The 23,675-nt window shown below is 72.1% G+C and carries 23 protein-coding genes; 12 read left to right on the top strand and 11 right to left on the bottom strand.

Going from position 1 to position 23,675, the window contains the following annotated elements:
- The first annotated feature begins 5 nt into the window (after positions 1-5).
- The 6 genes from ACZ44S_RS24895 to mscL all read left to right on the top strand — a co-directional run bounded on the left by ACZ44S_RS24895 (position 6) and on the right by mscL (position 5,715).
- A complete protein-coding gene (locus tag ACZ44S_RS24895) occupies positions 6-1,541 on the top strand; it encodes a potassium/proton antiporter (RefSeq protein ID WP_466932615.1) in 1,536 nt (511 codons plus the stop codon).
- A 227-nt stretch (positions 1,542-1,768) separates the two neighbouring features.
- Positions 1,769-3,055: an MFS transporter gene (locus ACZ44S_RS24890; RefSeq protein WP_466932614.1), complete on the top strand. Its 1,287-nt coding sequence runs from the start codon at positions 1,769-1,771 to the stop codon at positions 3,053-3,055.
- A 67-nt stretch (positions 3,056-3,122) separates the two neighbouring features.
- Positions 3,123-3,440 carry an FmdB family zinc ribbon protein gene (locus ACZ44S_RS24885; protein ID WP_466932612.1) on the top strand — a complete coding sequence of 106 codons (318 nt, stop codon included), beginning with the start codon at positions 3,123-3,125 and terminating at the stop codon, positions 3,438-3,440.
- Positions 3,441-3,518: 78 nt separating this feature from the next.
- Positions 3,519-4,361, top strand: a complete 843-nt coding sequence (locus ACZ44S_RS24880; RefSeq protein ID WP_466932610.1) for an S-methyl-5'-thioadenosine phosphorylase — start codon at positions 3,519-3,521, stop codon at positions 4,359-4,361.
- A 142-nt stretch (positions 4,362-4,503) separates the two neighbouring features.
- Positions 4,504-5,109, top strand: coding sequence for a hypothetical protein (locus ACZ44S_RS24875; RefSeq protein WP_466932608.1), 606 nt, complete (start codon positions 4,504-4,506; stop codon positions 5,107-5,109).
- Positions 5,110-5,244: 135 nt separating this feature from the next.
- Entirely contained in the window at positions 5,245-5,715 is a 471-nt protein-coding gene (gene mscL, locus ACZ44S_RS24870) for a large conductance mechanosensitive channel protein MscL (RefSeq protein WP_466932606.1), read from the top strand.
- Positions 5,716-5,728: 13 nt separating this feature from the next.
- Here mscL and ACZ44S_RS24865 read toward each other — a convergent pair whose 3' ends face one another.
- Positions 5,729-5,905 (bottom strand): hypothetical protein, encoded by a 177-nt coding sequence (locus ACZ44S_RS24865; RefSeq protein WP_466932604.1) that lies wholly within the window; start codon positions 5,903-5,905, stop codon positions 5,729-5,731.
- Positions 5,906-5,948: 43 nt separating this feature from the next.
- On the opposite strand from ACZ44S_RS24865, the gene ACZ44S_RS24860 reads away from it, so the two are divergent.
- Positions 5,949-6,974 (top strand): P1 family peptidase, encoded by a 1,026-nt coding sequence (locus tag ACZ44S_RS24860; RefSeq protein ID WP_466932603.1) that lies wholly within the window; start codon positions 5,949-5,951, stop codon positions 6,972-6,974.
- A gap of 185 nt (positions 6,975-7,159) precedes the next feature.
- Entirely contained in the window at positions 7,160-7,906 is a 747-nt protein-coding gene (locus ACZ44S_RS24855; protein WP_466932601.1) for a DUF6227 family protein, read from the top strand.
- Positions 7,907-7,921: 15 nt separating this feature from the next.
- Here ACZ44S_RS24855 and ACZ44S_RS24850 read toward each other — a convergent pair whose 3' ends face one another.
- From ACZ44S_RS24850 to ACZ44S_RS24830, 5 genes are all read right to left on the bottom strand, one after another.
- The gene (locus ACZ44S_RS24850; protein ID WP_466932599.1) at positions 7,922-8,200 is read right to left on the bottom strand and encodes a hypothetical protein; all 279 of its coding nucleotides are present in this window, start codon (positions 8,198-8,200) and stop codon (positions 7,922-7,924) included.
- 117 nt (positions 8,201-8,317) lie between these two features.
- Positions 8,318-10,345, bottom strand: coding sequence for a PTS fructose transporter subunit IIABC (locus ACZ44S_RS24845; protein WP_466932597.1), 2,028 nt, complete (start codon positions 10,343-10,345; stop codon positions 8,318-8,320).
- Between the two features lie 82 nt (positions 10,346-10,427).
- Positions 10,428-11,375 (bottom strand): 1-phosphofructokinase, encoded by a 948-nt coding sequence (gene pfkB / locus ACZ44S_RS24840; RefSeq protein WP_466932595.1) that lies wholly within the window; start codon positions 11,373-11,375, stop codon positions 10,428-10,430.
- Complete coding sequence (locus ACZ44S_RS24835; protein WP_190165294.1) at positions 11,372-12,133, bottom strand: DeoR/GlpR family DNA-binding transcription regulator; 762 nt, start codon at positions 12,131-12,133, stop codon at positions 11,372-11,374. The genes pfkB and ACZ44S_RS24835 overlap by 4 nt, the downstream gene beginning before the upstream one ends.
- 272 nt (positions 12,134-12,405) lie before the next feature.
- Positions 12,406-13,920: an MFS transporter gene (locus ACZ44S_RS24830; RefSeq protein WP_466932592.1), complete on the bottom strand. Its 1,515-nt coding sequence runs from the start codon at positions 13,918-13,920 to the stop codon at positions 12,406-12,408.
- A gap of 63 nt (positions 13,921-13,983) precedes the next feature.
- Between ACZ44S_RS24830 and ACZ44S_RS24825 the strand changes: the two genes are divergently transcribed.
- Positions 13,984-14,964: a helix-turn-helix transcriptional regulator gene (locus ACZ44S_RS24825; protein ID WP_466932591.1), complete on the top strand. Its 981-nt coding sequence runs from the start codon at positions 13,984-13,986 to the stop codon at positions 14,962-14,964.
- A gap of 246 nt (positions 14,965-15,210) precedes the next feature.
- Here ACZ44S_RS24825 and ACZ44S_RS24820 read toward each other — a convergent pair whose 3' ends face one another.
- A complete protein-coding gene (locus tag ACZ44S_RS24820; RefSeq protein ID WP_466932874.1) occupies positions 15,211-15,831 on the bottom strand; it encodes a TetR/AcrR family transcriptional regulator in 621 nt (206 codons plus the stop codon).
- A gap of 464 nt (positions 15,832-16,295) precedes the next feature.
- Positions 16,296-17,294: a sigma-70 family RNA polymerase sigma factor gene (locus tag ACZ44S_RS24815; RefSeq protein WP_190165297.1), complete on the bottom strand. Its 999-nt coding sequence runs from the start codon at positions 17,292-17,294 to the stop codon at positions 16,296-16,298.
- A 191-nt stretch (positions 17,295-17,485) separates the two neighbouring features.
- Between ACZ44S_RS24815 and ACZ44S_RS24810 the strand changes: the two genes are divergently transcribed.
- Complete coding sequence (locus ACZ44S_RS24810) at positions 17,486-18,004, top strand: GNAT family N-acetyltransferase (RefSeq protein WP_466932589.1); 519 nt, start codon at positions 17,486-17,488, stop codon at positions 18,002-18,004.
- A 25-nt stretch (positions 18,005-18,029) separates the two neighbouring features.
- Here the strand turns inward: ACZ44S_RS24810 and ACZ44S_RS24805 are convergent, their stop codons facing one another.
- A complete protein-coding gene (locus tag ACZ44S_RS24805; protein WP_466932872.1) occupies positions 18,030-18,791 on the bottom strand; it encodes a dioxygenase family protein in 762 nt (253 codons plus the stop codon).
- Between the two features lie 170 nt (positions 18,792-18,961).
- Between ACZ44S_RS24805 and ACZ44S_RS24800 the strand changes: the two genes are divergently transcribed.
- Positions 18,962-19,477, top strand: a complete 516-nt coding sequence (locus tag ACZ44S_RS24800) for a MarR family winged helix-turn-helix transcriptional regulator (RefSeq protein WP_466932588.1) — start codon at positions 18,962-18,964, stop codon at positions 19,475-19,477.
- A 119-nt stretch (positions 19,478-19,596) separates the two neighbouring features.
- On the opposite strand, the gene ACZ44S_RS24795 is transcribed toward ACZ44S_RS24800, so the two are convergent.
- Positions 19,597-21,144, bottom strand: a complete 1,548-nt coding sequence (locus tag ACZ44S_RS24795; RefSeq protein WP_466932586.1) for an MFS transporter — start codon at positions 21,142-21,144, stop codon at positions 19,597-19,599.
- A 148-nt stretch (positions 21,145-21,292) separates the two neighbouring features.
- Entirely contained in the window at positions 21,293-21,934 is a 642-nt protein-coding gene (locus ACZ44S_RS24790) for a TetR/AcrR family transcriptional regulator (protein WP_466932583.1), read from the bottom strand.
- A gap of 257 nt (positions 21,935-22,191) precedes the next feature.
- Here ACZ44S_RS24790 and ACZ44S_RS24785 point away from each other — a divergent pair, with 257 nt between their 5' ends.
- Positions 22,192-23,484 (top strand): M6 family metalloprotease domain-containing protein, encoded by a 1,293-nt coding sequence (locus tag ACZ44S_RS24785; protein WP_466932581.1) that lies wholly within the window; start codon positions 22,192-22,194, stop codon positions 23,482-23,484.
- Positions 23,485-23,675 lie beyond the last annotated feature (191 nt).

Here is a 23,675-nt window from a genome sequence, read left to right as displayed (position 1 = left end):
CGCGGGTGCGCCTGAGTCAGGGAAGGGAACAGCCGCTGACCATCCACCACCTCAACCAGCTTCTGCTCGTCTGCTCGGTCGTACTGCTCGTGGCCGTCGTCGCGGTCCGGATCTCCTCGCGCAGCGGGCTCCCCAGCCTGCTCATCTACATGGGCATAGGCATCGCCATAGGCCAGGACGGCATCGGCGACATCTCGTACGACAACGCCGCGCTGACGCAGGTCATCGGGTACGCGGCCCTGGTCGTGATCCTCGCCGAGGGCGGGCTGGGCACCAAGTGGGCCGAGGCGAGACCGGCCCTGTCGGCCGCCTCGACGCTCGCCCTGGCCGGCGTCGCGGTGAGCGTCGGGGTCACCGCGTCGGCGGCGCACTTCCTGGTCGGGCTGGAGTGGCGGCAGGCGCTCATCATCGGTGCGGTGGTCTCCTCGACCGACGCGGCGGCCGTCTTCTCGGTGCTGCGGAGAATCCCCCTGCCCTCGCGGGTGACGGGCACGCTGGAGGCGGAGTCCGGCTTCAACGACGCACCCGTGGTCATCCTGGTCGTCGCCCTCTCCGCCGCCGGGCCGGTCGAGCACTGGTACGTGCTGCTCGGCGAGATCCTCCTGGAGCTGGCCATCGGCGCCGCCATCGGCCTCACGGTGGGCTGGCTGGGCGCCTGGGGACTGCGGCACGTGGCGCTGCCCGCCTCCGGCCTCTACCCGATCGCCGTCATGGCCATCGCCGTCGCGGCCTACGCCGTGGGAGCGACCGCCCACGGCAGTGGCTTCCTCGCCGTCTATCTCGCCTCGATGGTGCTGGGCAACGCCAAACTGCCGCACTGGCCCGCCACGCGGGGGTTCGCCGAAGGGCTCGGCTGGATCGCCCAGATCGGCATGTTCGTCCTGCTCGGCCTGCTGGTCACCCCGCACGAGCTCGGCGACGACTTCGTGCCCGCGCTGCTCATCGGGCTGGCACTCACCCTGGTGGCCCGCCCGCTGAGCGTCGTGGTGTGCCTGACGCCGTTCCGCGTGCCCTGGCGGGAGCAGGTGCTGATGTCCTGGGCGGGGCTGCGCGGCGCCGTGCCCATCATCCTGGCGACGATCCCGATGGTGCAGGGCATCGCGGGCAGCGAGCGGATCTTCAACATCGTCTTCGTCCTCGTCGTCGTCTACACCCTCGTCCAGGGCCCGACGCTGCCCTGGGTGGCCCGCGAGCTGCACCTGGGCGAGGACTCCGGCGCCGCCGACCTCGGCATCGAGTCGGCGCCCCTCGAGCGGCTGCGCGGGCATCTGCTGTCGGTCGCCATCCCCGACGGGTCGAAGATGCACGGCGTGGAGGTCGGCGAACTGCGGCTGCCGGCCGGGGCCGCCGTCACGCTCGTCGTGCGCGAGGGGACGTCGTTCGTCCCGCTGCCGTCGACGACGCTGCGCCACGGCGACGAACTGCTCGTCGTCGCCACGGACCCGGTGCGGGACGCCGCCGAACGGCGCCTGCGGGCGGTCGGCCGGGGCGGAAAGCTGGCCGGCTGGCTGGGCACCGACGGATCGCAGGCGGGACGCTGACAGGTGCTCGGTTTCACAGACGCACAAGCCCTTGGTCCCTGTATTATGCAAGCGACCCCAGATCGAACCAACTCTGCCTGATGCAGAGCTGGCGCGACCGTATGGCGGCCGGGACGCCCTGAGCTGTGGCGCCGGTATCTACCGCAGTCAGCGCAAGAGGACAGCTCTCGGCGCGCCCGCACGACCCCGCGCGGGCGGCGCTACCAGGTGGCAGAAAGGCACGGGCCGTGGCATCCACGGTCACCACGTCGAAGGATTCGGCGGCCACCCCCCGTCCGGGATACGGCCGACTGCTGCGCACGCGCGGCGCGTGGACGTTCCTGCTCCCCGGCTTCGCGGCCCGCCAGCCGTTCGCCATGCTCACCCTCTCCATCGTGCTGCTGGTGCAGCACACCACCGGCTCGTACGGCGCTGCGGGCGCCGTCGCCGCCGTCACCGGCGTCTCCATGGCCCTGTTCGCGCCCTACAGCGGCCGCCTCGCCGACCGCTACGGGCAGCGCGCCGTGCTGGTGCCCGGTGTCCTGGTGCACACCGTGTCCGGGCTCGCCCTCACCGCGCTGGCGCTGACCGGCGCGCCCCTGTGGGCGCTGTTCGCCGCCGCCGTCCCCACGGGTGCCTCGGTGCCGCAGGTCGGGCCCATGGTGCGCGCCCGCTGGGGCGTGAAGCTCAAGGGCTCCCCGCTGATGGCGACCGCGGCGGCCTTCGAGTCCGTCACCGACGAGTTCACGTTCGTCGTCGGACCGCTGCTGGCCACCGCCCTGTGCACGGCCGTCGACCCGGCCGCCGGTCTGGTCACCGAGGCCGCGCTGACCCTGATCGGCGGACTGCTGTTCGCGGCGCAGAAGGGCACCCAGCCCCGGGCCGGCCGGGAGGAGCACGCGCGCGTGGAGCACGGTTCCGCGCTGCGCGTCCCAGGTGTGCGGGTGCTGATCGTGACCTTCCTCGGCATCGGTTCCGTCTTCGGCGGCATGCAGGTCTCGCTGGCCGCGTTCTCCGAGTCCATCGGCAACCCCGGGCTGAACGGCGTGCTCTACGGCGTCTTCGCGGCGGGCAACATGCTTGCCGGGATCGCCTGCGGCGCGATCGCCTGGAGGACCGCCCCGCAGCGGCGCCTGGTCCTCGCCTACGCGGCGCTCGCGCTGACGGCGTCGGCCCTGTGGACCGCCCATTCGGCGCTGCTGCTGGCCGCGCTCGGCCTCCTGGTCGGCATGTGCATCGCGCCGGCCCTGATCACCGGCTACACGCTGGTGGAGAGTTTGGTCCCGGCCGGGGCCCGCACCGAGGCCTTCACCTGGCTGACCGGCGCCGTGGCGCTCGGCCAGGCAGCGGCCGTCACGGTCGCCGGGCAGCTGGAGGACCGCCTCTGGGACGGCGCCGGATTCCTGGTGCCGATGGCCGGTACGGTGCTCGCCCTGGCGACGCTCCTGGCGCTGCGGTCGCGGCTGGTGACGAGCCCGCGCGGGCGCACCGTGGCGCGTGGTGTGGGTCACCGCGAGCCCGTCGCAGTGGACTGAACCCACGGAATACGTCACTATGGACCGTCGTTAGCACTCATCGAGTGAGAGTGCCAGGAGGAAGACAGTGCCGACCTACCAGTACCAGTGCACCGAGTGCGGCGAGGGCCTCGAGGCGGTGCAGAAGTTCACCGACGACGCCCTGACCGAGTGCCCCAACTGCCAGGGACGCCTGAAGAAGGTGTTCTCGGCGGTCGGCATCGTCTTCAAGGGCTCCGGTTTCTACCGCAACGACAGCCGCGGCTCCTCGTCGAGCAGCTCGCCGGCGTCGTCGAAGGCCTCCGCCTCCGCTTCCTCGTCCTCCTCCTCGGACTCCGGTTCGGGTTCGAGCTCGTCGTCCGGTTCGTCCGGCTCCGGCGGCTCGGCCGGCACCACCGCCGCGTAGGGCCTGTCTTTCAGGGGACCCCCTCGTCATCCGACGACGGGGTCTTCCGCTTTTCCGGGTGCCGTTAGGGTGCGGAGCATGGCGAACATGGCGAAGGCCGAGATCGGCGTGATCGGCGGCTCCGGCTTCTACTCCTTCCTCGACGACGTGACCGAGCTCCAGGTCGACACCCCCTACGGGGCGCCCAGCGACTCCCTCTTCCTCGGCGAGGTGGCCGGCCGCCGGGTCGCCTTCCTGCCCCGGCACGGCCGCGGTCACCATCTGCCGCCGCACCGCATCAACTACCGCGCCAACCTGTGGGCGCTGAGGTCGGTCGGCGCGCGCCAGGTCCTCGGGCCGTGCGCGGTGGGCGGGCTGCGGCCCGAGTACGGGCCGGGCACGCTGCTGGTTCCGGACCAGCTCGTGGACCGTACGAAGTCCCGGGCGGGCACGTACTTCGACGGGCTGCCGCTGCCCGACGGCACCGTGCCGAACGTGGTCCATGTGTCGCTGGCCGACCCCTACTGCCCCGCCGGACGGGCGGCCGCGCTGAAGGCGGCGCGCGGGCGGGACTGGGAGCCGGTGGACGGCGGCACCCTGGTCGTGGTGGAGGGGCCGCGCTTCTCCACCCGCGCCGAATCGTTGTGGCACCGGGCCCAGGGCTGGTCGGTGGTGGGCATGACGGGCCACCCCGAGGCGGCGCTCGCCCGTGAGCTGGAGCTCTGCTACACCTCGCTGACCCTGGTCACCGACCTCGACGCCGGAGCCGAGACCGGCGAGGGCGTCTCCCACGACGAGGTGCTGCGGGTGTTCGCCGCCAACGTGGACCGGCTGCGGGGGGTGCTCTTCGACGCGGTGGCCGCGCTGCCGACGACGGAGGAACGGGACTGTCCGTGCACGTCGGCGCTGGGCGGGATGGACCCGGGGTTCGCGCTGCCGTAGCCGGCGGGCCGACGGAGCGTCCCGTTCGGGTGGAGGAGTTTTCCACAGGGTCGTGACGCGTCCACAGGGCACGGCGAGCCCCGGCCGGGGTGCCCGATCGTGGGAGCCGCAAGCCGGTCCCTCGTCGCAGGTGGTGGTTCCCGTGTCCCGTCCTTCCTCCTCGCTCTGCTCCTCCTCCCCCGTCGTTCCGCGTCCGCCCGGCGCCGACGTCCCCGCCCCGTGCGAGGTGCCGCACTTCGCGCCGGTGCGGGTGCGCGGCGGTCTGCCGCTCCCGGGCCGGCTCGTCCGGCACCGGAGGCGTGCCGTGGCGGTCGGTCTCGCCGTCACGGCGGCGGCGCTCGTCGCGGCGGGCCCCCGGGACGCGGACCGTTCACGCGGGCATCCCGGGCATCCCGGATATCCCGGCGGTCCTCAGGCGGCCCCGGCCGCCTCGGTGTCCCCCGGGGACCGTCCCGTACGGCCGCGGCGGGCGGGGACGACGGTGACGGCACCGGTGCGGATCGCCGACGCGGCCACGGTGCGGCTGCTGCGGCCCGGCGACCGGGTGGACGTGATCGCCGCCGAGGAGACGGTGTCCGGCGGCGAGGCCCGCGTGGTCGCCCGCGGGGCCCGGGTGAGCGAGGTGCCGCCACCGCCGGACGGAGCGGGCGACGCGGGGGCGCTGGTCGTGCTGTCGGTCCCCCGTGACACCGCGGCCCGGCTGGCCGGCGCGAGCGCCACGGCCCGGCTGGCGGTGACCCTGTGGTGAGCACCGCCGCTCCGGGCCGGGTGCTCCCGTCCGGCCCGTCGTTCGAGCACCGCGACTGGACAGGCCCGCACCGGCGTGCCGTAGGTTGCGGAGCGTTTTCTTCCGTTCCCTGCGCACGAGAAAAGAGGCCTCGACGTGAGCGACCAGGACAGGACGAGCGTCTGGCAGGGCTTCAAAGCCTTCCTGACGCGTGGCAACGTCGTCGATCTGGCCGTGGCGGTGGTGATCGGGGCCGCCTTCACCAACATCGTCAACTCGGTCGTGAAGGGCGTCATCAACCCGTTGGTGGGTGCCTTCGGCACGAAGAACCTGGACAGTTACAGCTCGTGTCTGAAGGGCCCCTGCGAGGGCACCGGGGACGCCGCGACCGGCGTCAGGATCCTGTGGGGCTCGGTCCTCGGGGCGACGCTGCAGTTCCTGATCACCGCGGCGGTCGTCTACTTCCTGATGGTGCTGCCCATGGCGAAGTACCTGGCCCGGGTGGAGGCCCGCCGGAAGGCGAAGGAGGGCACACGCGAGGTCGTCGAGATCACCGAGCTGGAGGTCCTCAAGGAGATCCGCGACACCCTCGTCGCGCAGCGCGGGCCGGGGCAGGGCGACCGGTAGGCGCCCGGCCCGGTCAGATGTGGTGGGGCGGCTTCTCGTCGAGGAAGCGCTTCAGATCGGCGGCGCTGTCGCCGGACGGGCGCTCCCCCCACCCGCCGTCCGTGTCGTCCGAGGACTGCTGGTCCAGCGGATCGTCGAAGACCAGCGCGGGCCGCGGCTCACGCGGGCGGGGATCGGGGGCGGTGCTCATGCGTCCAGGGTACGGCCGAGTCCGGCCGGGCAAGACTGGCCCCATGACGGTTGACGCTCTGACGGATGTGGCCGGCGTGCGCGTGGGGCATGCGACGCGCACCGGTGACGGTTGGCTCACCGGCACCACGGTGGTGCTCGCGCCCGAGGGCGGTGCCGTGGCCGCGGTGGATGTGCGCGGCGGCGGACCCGGCACGAAGGAGACCGACGCGCTCGATCCGCGCAACCTGGTGCAGAAGGTCGAGGCGGTCGTGCTGACCGGCGGCAGCGCATACGGGCTCGACGCGGCGTCCGGGGTGATGGCCTGGCTGGAGGAGCGGGGACGCGGGGTGCGCGTCGGGCCCGACCCCGCGCACGTGGTGCCGGTGGTACCGGCCGCCTGTGTCTTCGACCTGGGCCGGGGCGGCGACTTCCGGGCCCGGCCGGACGCGGCCACCGGCCGGGCCGCGGTCGAGGCGGCGGCGGCGAGTGAGCCCGGTGCTCCGGTTCCGCAGGGCTGTGTGGGCGCCGGCACGGGGGCCGTGCTGGGGCAGTTGAAGGGCGGGGTCGGCACGGCGAGCACGGTGCTGGACTCCGGGGTCACGGTGGCCGCGCTGGTGGTGGCCAACGCGGTGGGTTCGGCGGTGGAGCCGGAAACGGGGGTGCTGTACGGGGAGTTGTTCCAGGGGCGGGTGCGGCACCCGGATCCGGAGGTGCACGAGGCCGCGCTGCGGCAGCTGGCGCAGGCGGCCGAGCGGAACGCCCCTCCCCCGCTGAACACGACGCTCGCGGTGGTCGCCACCGACGCCCTTCTGTCCAAGGCGCAGGCCCAGAAGCTCGCCGGCACCGCCCACGACGGCATCGCGCGAGCCGTGCGGCCGGTGCATCTGCTGAGCGACGGCGACACCGTCTTCACGCTGGCCACGGGCACCCGCCCGCTCGACACCGCGGACCCCCTCGCCCTGAACGGCCTGCTGGCGGCCGGCGCGGACCTGGTGACCCGCGCGATCGTACAGGCGGTGCGCGCCGCCGAGCCGGTGGACGGTCCCGGCGGGGCCTGGCCGTCGTACGGAGCTCTGTACGGACGTTGAGGCGAATGGGCACCCAAGTGACCTGTGAGCAGGAAGAGTTGTCGTCCCGCGGGGGCGCCGGGGAATTTCTCGCGTGGCCCGGTCGTTTTCCGGCCATACGTTTTCTCGGTTCCTGGACATGATGTCCGGCCGAGGGGCTACGGTATGCACCCACAAGGTGACATGCAGCAACGCCGGGAGAAACCTTGAGCGTTCCGTACGAGACGGCAGCGTACGAACCATCCGACTCGCCCGAGTCTCCGGAGGAGCACCTCGCGCGACTCCTCGGCCGCGCCCTGAACTCCTTCGAGCTGCCGGAGGAGACGATCCGGCGGCTGGACTGCGCGCTGGCGCACGACGGTTCCCTGCACTCCGCGCACCACAGCGCCGGTCTGCACCGGGAGACGTACCGGCACACCTGGCTGCTCGCCGACGGTTCGGCGGTCACACTGTGGGAGCTGGTCCACAACGCCGCGCGGGGCGGCGAGCCGCAGCACGAGATCTATGTGGACGAGGAGGAGCTGCGTACGGCGACGGCCCGGCTGCCGTTTCCGGCGGACGCCCCGGACTTCGAGTTGCCGGTGACCGTGCAGCTGATCCCGGCTCCCGCGCTGCGGCAGGTGTACGTTCCGGACGATTCCCCGGACCACGCGCGCCGTTTACTGCGCCGGGCGGAGAACCCGGACCGGCCGGACACGGAGACGGCCGCGCTGCTGACCACCGCGTGCGCCCACCGGATCACGCAGGCCTTCGGCCGCCCGTCCCGCGCGGGACGCTCCGGGCTCTCCTTCTCCCTCTACGAGCACGCGTTCCTGCTGGATGACGGCGTGGAGCTCTCCCTGTGGGAGGTCGAGCACACGGTCACGCCGGACGGACGGCACATGTGCGAGGTGTACACCAGCGAGGACGCGGCGCGGGACGCCATGGAGCGCCGGGCGGCGCAGGTCTCCTGACGGCCTCGGTGAGGCTCAGTCCCCCTCGCTGAGGCGTCGGACCAGCACGGCGAAGGCGTCACGCTCGGCCGGGGTGAGCCGCACCGCCTCCGTGCTGGGGCCCGTCCGGCGCTGGCGCGGGATCGTCGGGGTGCCGTGGGGGATGTGCCGTTCGTCGGCCTCGGGGGTCCCGGGTGCGCGGGTCCGCCCGCGCCGGCGCCGCAGGACGTCGGCCAGGCCCGCCGCGCAGGCCACGGCCACCAGGGTGAGGACGGCGGCACCCGTCGTTCGCGAGAGCGTCTTGTACTCAGGCATGCGGCCCAGTACACACCACGGTCCGGGACTTTGGGCCCGGACCGTGATGATCGTGATCTATATCGCAGTAGGCATGAACCGTGCACACCTACCCAAACGGACGCATCGCCCGTCCGGCTATGCGGCCACCGCTTCCTTGCTCCGCGCCGCCGGTGCCGTGCTCTCGCCGGGGCCCGTGCCGGAGGCTTCCGGCACCGGCTTGCGCAGGCCCTTGAGGACGATCACCAGCGCCGCCGTGACACAGACGCCCGCGGCGATCGCGACCAGGTAGAGGAACGGGTTGCCGATCAGCGGGACCACGAAGATGCCGCCGTGCGGTGCGCGCAGGGTCGCGCCGAAGGCCATGGACAGGGCGCCGGTGACCGCGCCGCCCGCCATCGAGGCGGGGATCACCCGCAGCGGGTCGGCCGCCGCGAAGGGGATCGCGCCCTCGGAGATGAACGAGGCGCCCAGCACCCAGGCGGCCTTGCCGTTCTCGCGCTCGGTCCGGTTGAAGAGCTTGCCGCGCACGGTGGTGGCCAGGGCCATCGCCAGCGGCGGCACCATGCCGGCGGCCATCACCGCGGCCATGATCTTCATGGCGGAGTCGCTGGGGCTCGCGACGGCGATCCCGGCGGTGGCGAAGGTGTAGGCGACCTTGTTGACCGGCCCGCCGAGGTCGAAGCACATCATCAGTCCGAGCAGGGCGCCGAGCAGGACGGCGTTGGTGCCGGTGAGGCCGTTCAGCCAGTCGGTCATGGCCTTCTGCGCCTCGGCGATGGGCTTGCCGATGACCACGAACATCAGGAAGCCGACGACCGCGGCGGAGATCAGCGGAATCACCACCACCGGCATGATGCCGCGCAGCGCGGCCGGTATCCGCACCTTCTGGATGGCGATCACCACACCACCGGCGATCAGTCCGGCCGCGAGGCCGCCGAGGAAGCCGGCGTTGACGGTGAGCGAGATCGCACCGCCGACGAAGCCGGGCACCAGACCGGGCCGGTCGGCCATGCCGTAGGCGATGTAGCCGGCCAGGACGGGGACGAGGAAGCCGAAGGCGACGCCGCCGATCTGGAAGAGCAGGGCGCCCCAGCTGTCGGCCTGGGTCCACACGAAGTGCTCCATGACCGACGGCGCCTCGTTGATCTCGTAGCCGCCGATCGCGAAGCCGAGCGCGATGAGCAGACCGCCCGCCGCGACGAACGGCACCATGTAGCTGACGCCGGACATCAGCCAGGTGCGCAGTTTGGTGCCGTAGCCCTCGCCGCTGCCGCCGGCGCGCTCGACGGGCGTACCGCCGGACGCGGCGGCCGCCGCGGTGACCTCGCCGCGTTCCGCCTTGCCTCTGACCTCGGTGATCAGGTCGGCGGGACGGTTGATGGCCGCCTTGACGCCGGTGTCGACGGTGGGCTTGCCGGCGAAGCGGCCCTTTTCCCGCACGGGAACGTCGTGGGCGAGGATCACCGCGTCCGCCGCCGCGATCACGGCCGGGTCGAGCCGGGTGAATCCCGCCGATCCCTGGGTCTCGACGACGACCTCGACCCCGGCCTCCCGGCCGGCGTTCTCCAGCGACTCGGCCGCCATGTAGGTGTGGGCGATGCCGGTGGGGCAGGAGGTGACGGCGACGATCCGGAACGGGCGGTCCTCCTCGGGGGCGGCGGTGCCCGTGGCGGCGCCGGCGGAGGCCGCCGCCGGCGCCGCCACGGAGTCGTCGGAACCGGCTTCGTCGCCGCGGATCAGCGCCGCCGCTGCCGCCGCGTCGTCCACCGACCGGAGGGCATCGGTGAAGTCGGTGTTCATCAGCTGCCGGGCCAGCGAGGACAGGATCGTCAGATGGGCGTCGTCCGCTCCGGCGGGGGCGGCGATCAGGAAGATCAGGTCGGCGGGTCCGTCCGCCGCGCCGAAGTCGATCCCGGCGGCGCTGCGCCCGAAGGCCAGGGTCGGCTCGGTGACGTGCTCGCTGCGGCAGTGCGGGATGCCGATGCCGCCGTCGAGGCCGGTCGGCATCTGGGCCTCGCGCGCGGCGACGTCGGCGAGGAAGCCCTCCAGGTCGGTCACCCGGCCCTGGGCCACCATGCGTTCGGCGAGGGCTCGTGCCGCCGCGTCCTTGGTGTCGGCGGACAGGTCGAGATCGACCAGGTCCGCGGTGATCATGTCGCTCATCGCGGGCTCCTTCGCACGCGTATCGCCCGTACTGCGGGAGGGGCGGGGGTGGGGACGGGGGTGAGGGGGCGGAGGGAGCAGTTCATGACGCCGGCTCCCTCAGGAGACGGTCGACGGGGACCTCGGTCGTGACGGTGACCGCGGCCGGGTCCAGGTCGCCCGGTGCCGGCATCACACTGCCGGGCAGCTGAACGGCCGCCGCTCCGTGGGCGACGGCGGAGGCGAGCGCCCCGGGGCCGCGTCCGCCGGCGACGAGGAACCCGGCGAGCGCGGAGTCGCCCGCGCCCACGTTGCTGCGGACGGCGTCCACGGGGGCGGTGCCGAACCAGGCGCCGTCCTCGTCGACGAGCAGTTGTCCGTCGGCGCCGAGGCTCGCGAGGACGGTCCGGGCGCCCGCCGCGCGCAGTTCCTCGGCCGCTTTCATCGCGTCGCCGACGGTGGTCAGCGGGCGGCCCACCGCCTCGGCGAGTTCCGCCGCGTTGGGCTTCACCACGTCGGGCCGCTCGCGCAGCGCGGCGAGCAGCGCGGGTCCCGAGGTGTCCAGGGCGATGCGCACGCCGGCGGCGTGCACCCGGGCGACCAGGTCGGCGTACCAGGAGGGGGCGAGCCCGCGCGGCAGGCTGCCGCAGCAGGCGATCCAGTCGGCACCCGGCGCCTGCCGGCGCACGGTCTCCAGCAGCAGTTCCCGCTCGGCCGCCGTCAGCTCGGGACCCGGCGCGTTGATCTTCGTCAGTACGCCGTCGGCCTCGGCGAGCGCGATGTTGGAGCGGGTGGCTCCGGCGACCGGGACCGGGGCGACCTCGATGCCCTGCGCGTGGAGCAGGTCGGCGACCAGGGCGCCGGGCGCACCGCCCAGGGGCAGCACCGCGACCGTGCGCCGGCCGGCCGCGGTGACCGCACGCGAGACGTTGACCCCCTTGCCACCGGGGTCGAACCGTTCGCCGGTGGCCCGGACGACCTCACCGCGCTCCAGCGAGGGGACCTCGTAGGTGCGGTCCAGGGACGGGTTGGGGGTGACGGTGAGGATCATGCGCGAACCACTTCCGTGCCGCCGCGCTCGATGGCGGTGGCGTCCTGCGGGCTCAGCCCGGTGTCGGTGATCAGCAGGTCCACATCGCTCAGGTCGCCGAAGCGGGCGAAGTGTTCCTGGCCGTGCTTGGAGGAGTCGGCGAGCAGCACCACGCGGCGGGCGGCTGCCATGGCCGCGCGTTTCACGGCGGCCTCGGCGAGGTCGGGGGTGGTGAGACCGTATTCGGCGGAGAAGCCGTTGGCGGCCACGAACAGGACGTCCGCGCGGATTTCGGCATACGCGCGCAGCGCCCAGGCGTCCACGGCGGCGCGCGTACGGTGCCGTACGCGCCCTCCGACCAGGTGCAGCTGGATGCCGGGGTGGTCGGAGAGACGGACCGCGATGGGCAGGCTGTGGGTGACGACGGTGAGGGAGAGGTCCACCGGCAGGGAGCCGACGACCCGGGCGACGGTCGAACCGGCGTCGACGATCACGGTGCCGTCGGCCGGGAGTTCCGCGAGGGCGGCCCGGGCGATGCGGTCCTTCTCGTCGGCCGCGGTGGTCTCCCGCTCGGCGAGGTCCGGTTCGAAGTCGAGGCGTCCGGAGGGGATGGCCCCGCCGTGCACCCTGCGGACCAGTCCGGCGCGGTCGAGCGCCTTCAGGTCGCGGCGGATGGTCTCCGCGGTCACCTGGAACTCCTCGGCCAGCGAGACCACGTCCACCCGCCCGCTGTCGCGGGCGAGCCGAAGGATCTCCTGCTGGCGTTCCGGTGCGTACATGTCCGGCTGCCTCCCGGTCCGTTCATGCCCGAACGTGTGGTTCGATCCGGAGAGTACGTCGAGATGTCCGGAAAGTAAACAGGTACAGGCGCAATCGGGCGCGGATGGACTTCCGATTGTGTCCGTTTGTTGGGTCCCGACGCACGGGAAGACCCGGCACCCCCCGTGGGTGCCGGGTCTTCTGTATGCCGTGGGCCGTCCGCTCAGGACACTCGGACTCTCAGGACACTCGGACTCTCAGGACACTCGGACTCTCAGGACACTCACGCCCCTCAGGACACGAGCTCCGGCTCCTTCTCCGCCGCCGCCGGAGCGTCCTCCGCGCCCTCCACGTGCTGGGCGGGGCGCTTCGGGAGGGCGAACATCAGCAGGAAGATCACACCCATCACCGCGGCCACCCAGCCCAGCGCGTGCTGGAAACCGTCCGTGAAGGCGGGCCCCACCTCGGCCGGTGCGAGCGGCTCGTCGATCACTCCGAAGAACACGACCGACACCAGGCCGAGCCCCAGCGCGTTGCCCATCTGCTGCACGGTGTTGATCAGCCCCGACGCCGACCCGGCGTGCTCACGCGGCACCTCCGACAGCACCGCGTCCGTCAGCGGAGCGACGATCAGCCCCATGCCGACGCCCATGACCACCAGCGGCAGCGCCATCTGCCAGGAGGCGATGGACTGGCCGTACCGCCCGGCCTCCCACAGGTAGATCAGCACACCGGCCGCCATGACGAGGGCACCGGCCTGGAGCACCTTGCGCCCGTAGCGCGGAACCAGCAGCTGCACCGACATCCCGGCCGCCGCGGACACGGCGACGGAGAACGGCACCCCGGTCAGCCCGGCCCGCAGGGCGCTCCAGCCCAGGCCGATCTGCATGTACATCGTCCACACCAGGAAGAAGATGCCGAGGCCGATGCCGAACACCGTCTGCACCGCGATGCCCGCCGCGAAGCTCTTCACCTTGAACAGCGACAGCTCGATCAGCGGGGAGCCGTCCCGCGCGCCCTTGACCCGCTCGTACGCCACCAGCGCCGCGAACACCACCAGCGCGCCGGCCATCGACACATACCCCCACACCGGCCAGCCCAGCTCACGGCCGCGGGTGAGCGGGTAGAGCAGCATCAGCAGCGCCAGGGTGACCAGGGCGACGCCCACCAGGTCCAGCTTCAGGGCGCGCGGTGCCTTCGACTCGCTGATGAAGCGGCTGCCGAGGATCAGGCCCGCGATGCCGACCGGGAGGTTGATCAGGAAGATCGGCCGCCATTCCAGGCCGAACAGGTTCCACTCGGTCAGCAGCGCGCCGAGCAGCGGTCCGGACACGGCACCCAGTCCGACGATCGCGCCGAACAGCCCGAACACCTTGCCGCGTTCGTGTGCCGGGAAGGTGGCGTGCACGATCGACAGCACCTGCGGCACCATCAGCGCCGCCATGGCGCCCTGGAGGATGCGGGAGGCGACCAGCATCTCCGGGTTCACGGCGAGCCCGCACAGCGCGGAGGCGAGGGTGAATCCGCCGATGCCGACGAGGAAGATCCGCTTGCGGCCGTGGATGTCGCCGAGCCGGCCGCCGGTGACGAGGCCGGCGGCGAAGGCCAGCGCGTATCCGGCGGTGATCCACTGGATCTGGCTGAACGTGGCGCCCTCGTCGCGCTGGATCGAGGGGATCGCGATGTTGACGATCGTGACGTCGACGAGGTCCATGAAGGCCGCGGTCATCACGATGGCGAGCGCGAACCAGCGGCGTCGGTCGCCCGCTGCGGGCTGTTGTGCGTGCCGGGTGTCGGTGAAGGTCATGTCCCAGAAGCTATTCCCCATATAGGTCAGATCAGGTCCTACTTCCGGGGCATCCTCGATGACATGACGACGGACACACCGGCCCGGCTGCTGACCCTCCTCTCCCTCCTCCAGACACCCCGCGAATGGCCCGGCGGCGAACTGGCCGACCGGCTCGGGGTCTCCCGCCGCACGGTCCGGCGCGACATCGACCGGCTGCGCGAACTCGGCTATCCCGTGCAGGCGACCCTCGGCGCGGACGGCGGCTACCGGCTCGTCGCGGGCAAGGCGATGCCTCCCCTGGTCCTCGACGACGAGGAGGCGGTGGCCATCGCGGTCGGGCTGCGGGCCGGCGCCGGGCACGCGCTGGAGGGCGTGGACGAGGCGTCCGTGCGGGCCCTGGCGAAGCTCGAGCAGGTGCTGCCCAGCAGACTGCGGCACCGAGTCAGCACCCTCCAGGCCGCGACCACTCCGCTGACCAGCGGCGACGGCGCGACGATCGCGCCGGAGATCCTCATCGTCATGGCCTCCACGGTGGCCGGGCAGGAGCGGCTGCGGTTCGCCTACCGGGCGGCCGACGGCACCGAGTCCCGGCGCGTGACGGAGCCGTACCGGCTGGTGTCGACCGGACGGCGCTGGTACCTCGTGGCGTACGACCTCGACCGCGAGGACTGGCGCACGTTCCGCGTCGACCGGGTGAGCGACCCCTTCGCGACGGGGGCGCGGTTCACACCGAGGGAGCTGCCGACGGGGAGCGCGGCGGAGTATCTGCGCCGGTCGATGTACCGGGCGCAGGAGTCGTACGAGCTGGACGTCACCTTCGCCGCCCCGGCCGGGACGGTCGCCGCCCGCATCCCCGGCTGGCTGGGCACACCCGAGCCGCTCGACGAGGGCTCGTGCCGGCTACGGGCGACGGTGAGCGACGCCAAGGAGTGGATGGCGGTGCGCCTGGCGATGCTGGGGCACGACTTCACGGTGCGGGCGCCGCAGGGACTGGTGGACGCCGTCCGGGAGTTGGGCGGCCGGATGAGCAGGGCGGCGACGGGCGGCAACGGCTCACCGTGACACGGCACGGCGAGCCCTCCGCACCAGGGCACCGGCCGCGAGGCCGACACGACGGGGGCGGCCCCGAGGCACGGCTCCGGCCGACGGCACACACGGCACACACGGCACACACGGCACAGCACCAAGGCAAGCACGAGCCGCACACCGGAGACAGGACCGAGGCACCACTCCGGCCGGACGGACGCATGGCGGCATCGAGGCAGTCACGGGCTGGACTCCAGGACAGGGCCGGGCCGTGACCGGGTGTCAGGGTGTTCCGGGGGACGTCAGGTCCGTCCACGGGAAGTCCCGGAGCGCGGCCAGGTTGGCCACGGCCAGTTCGGCCGGTCCCTGGGCGCCCTCCGCGGGGCCGTCGCACGCCGCCCAGCTCTCCATGGCCGTGCGTACGGCCGCGCTCGCGACGGCGGCGGCGAAGGCCAGCCGGCTGCGGTCGGCAACGTTGTCGGAGGCGGACCGGACTTGACCGGCCGTCAGGCGCTCCGCCAGCGCCTCCGTCAGGTTGCGCTCCGACGCCTGGCACGCCTCCGCCCACACCCTGCCCAGGGCCGGGTCCGCCTGCGCCAGCCGGATCAGCGTGCGCACCCAGTTCCAGGAGGCTGCCGAGACCCCGAGCCCCGGCGTCAGCGTGTGGCGCACGGCGTCCTCCAGGACCCGGGGCATGGGCACCTCCGCGGGGGTGGCGCGCACCGCCTCCACCCACCGCTGGGCACCGGTCGCGTAGAGCGGGCCGATGGCCTCTTCCTTGCTGGCGAAATACCGGTAGAAGGTGCGCGGGGCGATCCCGGCCGCCTGGGCGATGTCCTCGGCGCGAGTGGCCCGGAGCCCCTGCCGGACGAAGAGACCGGCCGCCGCGCGGGCGATCTCCATACGGGTCTCGGCCTTGCGCCGTGCGGTCAGGGAGAGCCCGGAAGACGGAAGGGGCGGGGTCGGGGTGGTGCTGCTGGTCACGCCCGGCAGGCTATGCCCATGTGGCACAATCTGCCATCTGGCGGGCCACCCCGGGGTTCAGGTTCGGGGTGACCCGCCTACTCGTCACGGGGGCATGAGAAAGCCGGGCCCGGCGCCCGGGGGGAGGGGCGCCGAACCCGGCCTTGGGAAGTCCCGGCGCCGGGGGGGTGGTGCGTCGGGACGTGGCTCTCGCGAGACCAGGGGATCACACCCCCGGGGCTCGAACTCCTGGGTCTTGAATGCTTGTTCCCAAGGCCCAGCGGGTTGAAGCGGCAGGGAACGGCCATATTCTGCGCGGTCTTTCGCCACCCGGCGCACGCGGCCGGGGTGTTCACGCTACCGCGCCGCACGCGGTCGTCACCCCGGCACGGCGAAGCCGGCTGTCACGCCGCCGCGTCGAACCCGGTGTCGCGGGCCAGCTTCTTCAGCTCCAGCAGCGCGTGCTTCTCGATCTGGCGGATGCGCTCACGGGTCAGACCGTGCTCCTTGCCGACCTCGGTCAGCGTGCGCTCGCGGCCGTCCTCGATGCCGTAGCGCATCTTGATGATGGAGGCCGTGCGCTGGTCGAGGCGGCCGATCAGGTCGTCCAGCTCCTCGCTGCGCAGCAGCGTCAGCACCGACTGCTCCGGCGACACCGCCGAGGTGTCCTCCAGCAGGTCGCCGAACTGGGTCTCGCCCTCGTCGTCCACCGACATGTTCAGCGAGACCGGGTCACGGGCCCAGTCGAGCACATCGGTGACGCGCTCCGGCGTGGAGCCGAGCTCGGCGGCGATCTCCGTGGGCTCCGGGTCACGGCCGTGCTCACGGTTGAACTCGCGCTGCACGCGCCGTATCCGGCCCAGCTCCTCCACCAGGTGGACGGGCAGGCGGATGGTGCGCGACTGGTCGGCTATCGACCGCGTGATGGCCTGACGGATCCACCAGGTCGCGTACGTCGAGAACTTGAAGCCCTTGCGGTAGTCGAACTTCTCGACCGCGCGCACCAGACCGGCGTTGCCCTCCTGGATCAGGTCGAGCAGCGGCAGGCCGCTGCGCGGGTAGCGCCGGGCGACGGCGACGACCAGGCGGAGGTTGGAACGGATGAAGACGTCCTTGGCCCGCTCGCTCGCGTCGACCAGCGCCTGGAGCTCCTCGGGGGTCGCCCCCACCTTGTTCTCCTCGAGGCCGTCGAGTATCTGCTGCGCGAACACACCCGCCTCGATGATCTGGGACAACTCGACCTCCTTGGCGGCGTCGAGCAGCGGCGTGCGCGCGATCTCGTCGAGGTACATGCCGACCAGGTCGCGGTCGGCGATCTCGCCGCCTTGGGCGCGGACAGTGCGTGCCGAGTCGGCCGTCTCGCCGGTGGCGGACTGACGACGGGCGACGGCGCGGGTTGCCATGCGTGCTCCCTTGCGATGATGAGGTCAGCGGGTGGTCCTGCGGACGCTCAGCACGTCTCTCAGGTCCTCCGGACTCTGGTCGAGTGCCCTGCATCCAATGGAAACAACGACTGGAATCCGGACAGAATTCCCAACCCGGCCCCCGATTTTCTGATCATGCAGTACCCTGTCGGCCCACGCGGGGAGGCACGATGCCGTCGGAACATGCGGAGGTCCAGGTCAGGCCGGGCGAGGAGGCCGACCTGCCGGCCCTCACCGACCTGTACAACCACTACGTACGTGAGACGGCGATCACATTCGACACGTCGCCGTTCACCCCGAAGGAGCGCCGCCCCTGGCTGCTCTCCCACCCTGTAGACGGCCCCCACCGCCTGATGGTTGCCACGGGCGCCGGTCCGGGGCGGATCCTGGGCTACGCCACGTCCAGCCCCTTCCGCCCCAAGCCCGCCTACGGCACCTCCGTGGAGACGACGGTCTACGTCGCCCCGGACGCGGGCCGGCGCGGCGTCGGCACCCTGCTCTACAAGGCCCTCTTCGAGGCCTTGGCGGGCGAGGACCTGCACCGCGCCTACGCCGGCATCACCCAGCCGAACGATGCCTCGACGCGCCTGCACGAGCGCTTCGGCTTCCGGCACGTCGGCACGTACCGGGAGGTGGGCCGCAAGTTCGGCCGGTGGTGGGACGTGGCCTGGTACGAGAAGGAGCTGTAGCTCCCCCGCACCCCCGGGGGGCTGCTCAGCCGAACTGCACCGACCGCTTGGCCAGCCCCATCCAGAACCCGTCGATCACGGACTTCTGTTCCCCGAGCTCACCGGCGGCGTCCGCGGCGCCCATGGCCACGAAGAGCGGGGCGAAGTGCTCGGTGCGCGGGTGGGCGAGCAGGCCCGCCGGGGACGTGCGGGTGAAGTCGAGCAGTGCGTCCACGTCCCGCGCCTCCAGGGCCTCGCGCCCCCAGGCGTCGAACTCCGCCGACCAGGCGGGAACGCCGCCCTGCCGCAGCGCCGCCAGGTTGTGGGTGAAGAATCCCGAGCCGATGATCAGTACACCCTCGTCGCGCAGCGGCGCGAGCCGCCGCCCGATCTCCATCAGCTTCACCGGGTCCAGCGTCGGCATGGAGACCTGGAGGACCGGGATGTCCGCCCCGGGGTACATCTCGACGAGCGGGACGTACGCCCCGTGATCCAGGCCCCGGTCCGGGACGTCCTGCACGGGCATGCCGGGGGCGCGCAGCAGCTTGCGCACGGAGTCCGCGAGCGCGGGGGCCCCGGGGGCGCCGTATGTTACCTCGTAGTAGTGCTGGGGGAAGCCCCAGAAGTCGTAGACGAGAGGGACGGTCTCGGTGGCGCCGAGGGCGAGCGGAGCCTCCTCCCAGTGGGCGGAGACGACCAGGATGGCCTGGGGACGGGGCAGCCCGGCCGACCAGGCGGCCAGCTCACCGGGCCAGACGGGGTCGTCGGCCAGGGGCGGGGCGCCGTGGCTGAGGTAGAGCGCGGGCATGCGCTCCTGAGTGGCGGCGGTCATGACGGCGACTCCTTTCAGCGGGTTCTCCTCGCCTCCGCCCGAGGCGACCCCGGAGCGACGGCTGTTACTTGAACTCTCAATTTCCACTACCGACCGTACGCCATTATTGTTTAACGTTCAAGGAGGTTCGCCGTACAGTGGAGTACATGAAGACGGCACCCGTATCGGCAGACGCCGAGGAGCCACGCTGGCTCACCGACGAGGAACAGCGCGTCTGGCGCGCGTACATCGAAGCCGCCACCCTCCTGGAGGACCACCTCGACCGTCAGCTCCAGCGTGACGCGGGGATGCCGCACGTGTACTACGGCCTGCTGGTCAAGCTGGCCGAGGCCCCGGACCGGCGTCTGCGGATGACGGAGCTGGCGATGTCCGCGAAGATCACCCGCTCCCGCCTCTCGCACGCCGTCGCCCGGCTGGAGAAGAGCGGCTGGGTGCGGCGCGAGGAGTGCCCCTCCGACAAGCGGGGCCAGTTCGCCGTACTGACGGAGAAGGGCCAGGACGTGCTGCGCCGGCACGCGCCCGGCCATGTGGACGCCGTACGCCAGGCGGTCTTCGACCGGCTCACCCCGGAACAGCAGAAGTCCCTCGGCGAGATCATGCGGATCATCGCCGAGGGACTTCAGCCGAGCGAAGCGGGTGCGGACCTGCCCTGGCTCCGCTGACGAGGCGGAAGCCGGGGCAGGTCCCGGAAGCCGTACGGGGGAGGCGTCCCCTCCTCCTCCATACGGGTGGCGGGAGGTGGCCGGCCGTCAGTGGACGGGTACGGCCACCGGCACGCCCGTCAGTGCATGGCCACCGGCACGGCCGTCGCCGCCTCCTCCTCGAGGGAGGCGTCGGAGGACCCGGCGACGGCGGTGCCGCCCGGCTTGCCCGCGTTGATCAGGACCGCGGCGATGGCCGCGGCCACGACCAGGATCCCGACGGCGAACCAGATCGCGCTGGTGTAACCCTCCACCTGCCCCTGGAGCTGGACCAGCTGCTGCTGGGACCGGCTGGTGGCGCCGCCGATGTGGTCGGCGATGTAGGACGTGGTGGCCGAGGCGGCGATCGTGTTCAGCAGGGCCGTACCGATCGCGCCGCCCACCTGCTGCGAGGTGTTGACCATCGCGGAGGCGACACCGGAGTCACGCGGCTCCACACCCAGGGTGGCCAGCGACATGGCCGGCATGAACGCCGTACCCATGCCCAGACCGAGCAGCAGCATCGCCGGCAGCAGCAGGGCGGCGTACGAGGAGTCGATCTCCAGCTGCGTCAGCAGCAGCATGCCGAGCGCGGCGACCACGAACCCGGGGGCCATCAGCAGCCGGGGCGCGACCCGGGTCATCAACCGGGTGCCGATCTGCGTCGACCCCACGATCATGCCCGCGATCATCGGCAGGAAGGCGAAGCCGGTCTTGACCGGCGAGTACCCCTGCACGACCTGCAGGTAGTAGGTGAGGAAGAGGAACAGGCCGAACATCGCGATGATCGCCAGGCCCAGCGAGAGATACACCCCGCCGCGGTTGCGCTCGGTGATCACGCGCAGCGGCAGCAACGGCGCCTTGACCCGGGCCTCGACGATCACGAAGGCGGTGAGCAGCACGGCGGACGCGATGAACATGCCGACGGTCACGGAGTCGCTCCAGCCCTCGGACTCCGCGCGGGTGAAGCCGTAGACGAGCGCGACCAGACCCAGGGTGGACAGGACCACGCCCGGGATGTCGAGCGGCGAGCGGTTGCGTCCGCCCTCCGGCTCACGGATGACGAGGTACGCACCGGCCGCGGCGACGACGGCGAACGGGATGTTCACGAAGAACGTCCAGCGCCAGTCCAGGTACTCGGTGAGGAAACCGCCGAGGATCAGGCCCACGGCACCACCGCCACCGGCGATCGCGCCGTAGATGCCGAACGCCTTGGCGCGCTCCTTGCCGTCGGTGAACATCACCGCGAGCAGGGAGAGCGCGGCCGGCGCGAGCAGCGCGCCGAACGCGCCCTGCAGGGCACGGGCACCGAACATCATGGCCTCGTTGGTGGCCGCGCCACCGAGCGCGGAGGCCAGCGCGAAGCCGCCCAGACCGAGGACGAAGGCCCGCTTGCGCCCCCACAGGTCGGCTATCCGGCCGCCGAAGAGCAGCAGACCGCCGAAGGCGAGGGCGTACGCGGTGACGACCCACTGACGGTTGCCGTCCGAGATGCCCAGGTCCTGCTGGGCGGAGGGCAGGGCGATGTTCACGATGGTCGCGTCCAGGACGACCATCAGCTGGGCGAGCGCGATGAAGACGAGCGCTTTCCAGCGGTTGGCGTCCGGAGCGCCGGCGGTCTTCGCCGCCAGTGAGGCTGTTTCAGACATGGGGGTACCCACTTCGGTACTTGTGACGGAAATCGAGAATGTGTAACGAAAAATCGGGTGTCTTCAGGGAACGACGCGTCCCCGGGACGGCCGTTCGATGCGAGGCCCGTGGTCAGGACGGGCGGCGCGGACGGGTGTCAGGGCTCGCTCAGCGGCGCAGATCCTCCACGGTCACGGCAGAACCCGGCAGGACGCTCGGGGCAGGCGCCCGCATCCCGTCCAGGAACAGCTGAAGATGGCGGTGGACGAAGCGGTCGGCGTTGTCGCAGCCGGTACCGGCCGGGGGCCGGCTCAGCTGGGCGACGCCCACCATCAGATCGCCGTACTCCACGTCGGTACGGAGCTGACCGGCCGCCTTGGCGCGGTCCATCAGCTGGGCGACGAGGCTCTCGGCTCGCCGGCGTGCGTCCTCCAGGTCGGGGTGGTGCTGGTCGAAGGCGCTGGAGATCATCGGGCACAGCGCGCTGATCCGCTCGTCGGCGGCCGCGTGCGCGAAGCGCTCCAGCGCTTCGAAGGCGTCCCCGGTCTCGCTCAGCGCCTGTTCGGCCGCCCGCACCGTACGGTCCATCACGGAGCAGACGACCTCGCGCACCAGCGCGTCACGGTCGGGGAAGTTGCGGTACACCGTGGCATTGCCGACGCCGGCCCGGCGGGCGACGTCGTCGAGCGGCACCTCGCACCCGAACTCGACGAACATCTCGCGGGCGGCGGTGACGATCCGCTCCCGGTTGCGCAGGGCGTCGGCGCGGGGCCGGGGCGCCTTGCGCGTGACGGGGGTCGCGGTCTGCACGGTGCACTCCTCGATCGGTTGACTCGTCGAATCCGGGGAGGGAATCCCCGTTTCGCGCGGACACAGGTCTAAACGGGGAAACGATCCCCGGTTATTTCCCTCCCCCGAGAACTTTTCCTGTGACCCACACCACATCCGGTTCTTCGCGTGCCCCACGATCGGCCCTCCCGGCGAGCGCACCCCTGCGGGGCAACGGAGGGTGATCGAGAGGGTGCAGTCGGAGACCGGCGGCTGCCGTGTGGAGCGGAGGTCCCCGCATGCAGTGGCAGCCGAGCCGACGCCGGATATCCCCGCGCCGCCTGGCCGCCCTGGCATCCGTCTCCGCCCTGACCCTCGCCGTCAGCACCTCCGCCGGCAACGGCCACCTCTCCCCCGGCGCCTCCACCGCCGGCGCCGGACCCAGCGCCCTCTCCCGCACCTCCGCACACGGCCCCTGCATGATCGGCAGCAACCGTGAGGTCCAGATGTCCGAGGGCATCCCCACAAACCCCGGTTACACCCGCTCCACCGGCACGGTCCGCGCCCTCACCCTGATGATCGACTTCTCCGACGCCCCCGGCGAGGGCGACGCCCTCGACCGCTACCGGGAGTTCTTCCCCCAGACCCGCCAGTGGTTCGCCATCAGCTCCTACGGCCGCCTCGACTACCGCCCCGAGATCCCGGTCCCCGACTGGCTGCGCATGCCCAAGTCCTTTCGCGACTACGGCATAGAGCGCGGCGCCCCCTTCGACCCCGGCTACCGCGAACTGGTCCGCGACATCGTGGCCGAGGCCGATCCCGAGGTGGACTTCCAGGCATACGACCTGCTGAACGTGCTGGTGACCCCCAACGCGGGCCCGGCCGCGCTGGACACGGTCCTGTCCGTCACCTTCGCCGGCAACCGGGAGGCCCCGACCGCGGACGGCATCCCCGTCTCCAACGCGTCCTTCGTCTACTCCCGCCAGGACGACGGCTCCGGCTCCTACGACCGCACCGGCTACCGCGTCCTGCCGCACGAGAACGGCCACGTCTTCGGCCTGCCCGACCTCTACACCGCCGAGGGCGGCGGCGCGGTCGGCCACTGGGACATCATGAGCGAGGACTGGGGCGCCAACAACGACCTCCTCGCGTGGCACAAGTGGAAGCTGGGCTGGCTGGACGCGTCCCAGGTCGGCTGCGCGGCGAGCCGGGGCACACGGGAGTACGCACTCACGCCCCTCGCGCGGACCGGCGGCCCGAAACTGGTCTTCATCCCGCTGAACGCCCACTCCGGCTACGCCGTCGAACTGCGCACCCGGGCCGGCAACGACGAGGCGGTCTGCCGCCCCGGCATCCTCGTCTACCGCGTCGACGCGAACGTGGACACCGGCATGGGCCCGGTCACCGTCCACGACTCCCGCCGGGACAGCGGCGGCTGCACCCGCTCCCCCAACGTCCACGCGGAACTCTCGGACGCGACGTTCACACCGGGCGAGAGCTTCGTGGACCGGGAGAAGGGCATCCGGGTGGCGGTACTGGAGGCGGCCGACGACACCTACCGCATCCGCGTAACCCGCACCACCGAGAGCTGACACCGAACCCCGCCCGTTGTGTTTCTGCGGTCCTGCAAGAGGGCCGCCGGCCTCCGGGCCCGGCATGACTGTTGCCCCCTGTCGATGGGATGACCTGGGGGTGGTCCTACGTTGTTGATGGGTCGGATGGGCTGTCGTACGGTCCGGAAGATCCAGTGGCCCCGGGTATGGCTTGGGGGTGGTTGCCTTCG

Source organism: Streptomyces malachitofuscus, assembly GCF_055571035.1.
Note: the sequence above shows the minus strand (reverse complement) of the source record. Positions and strands in the feature narration are given on the sequence as shown.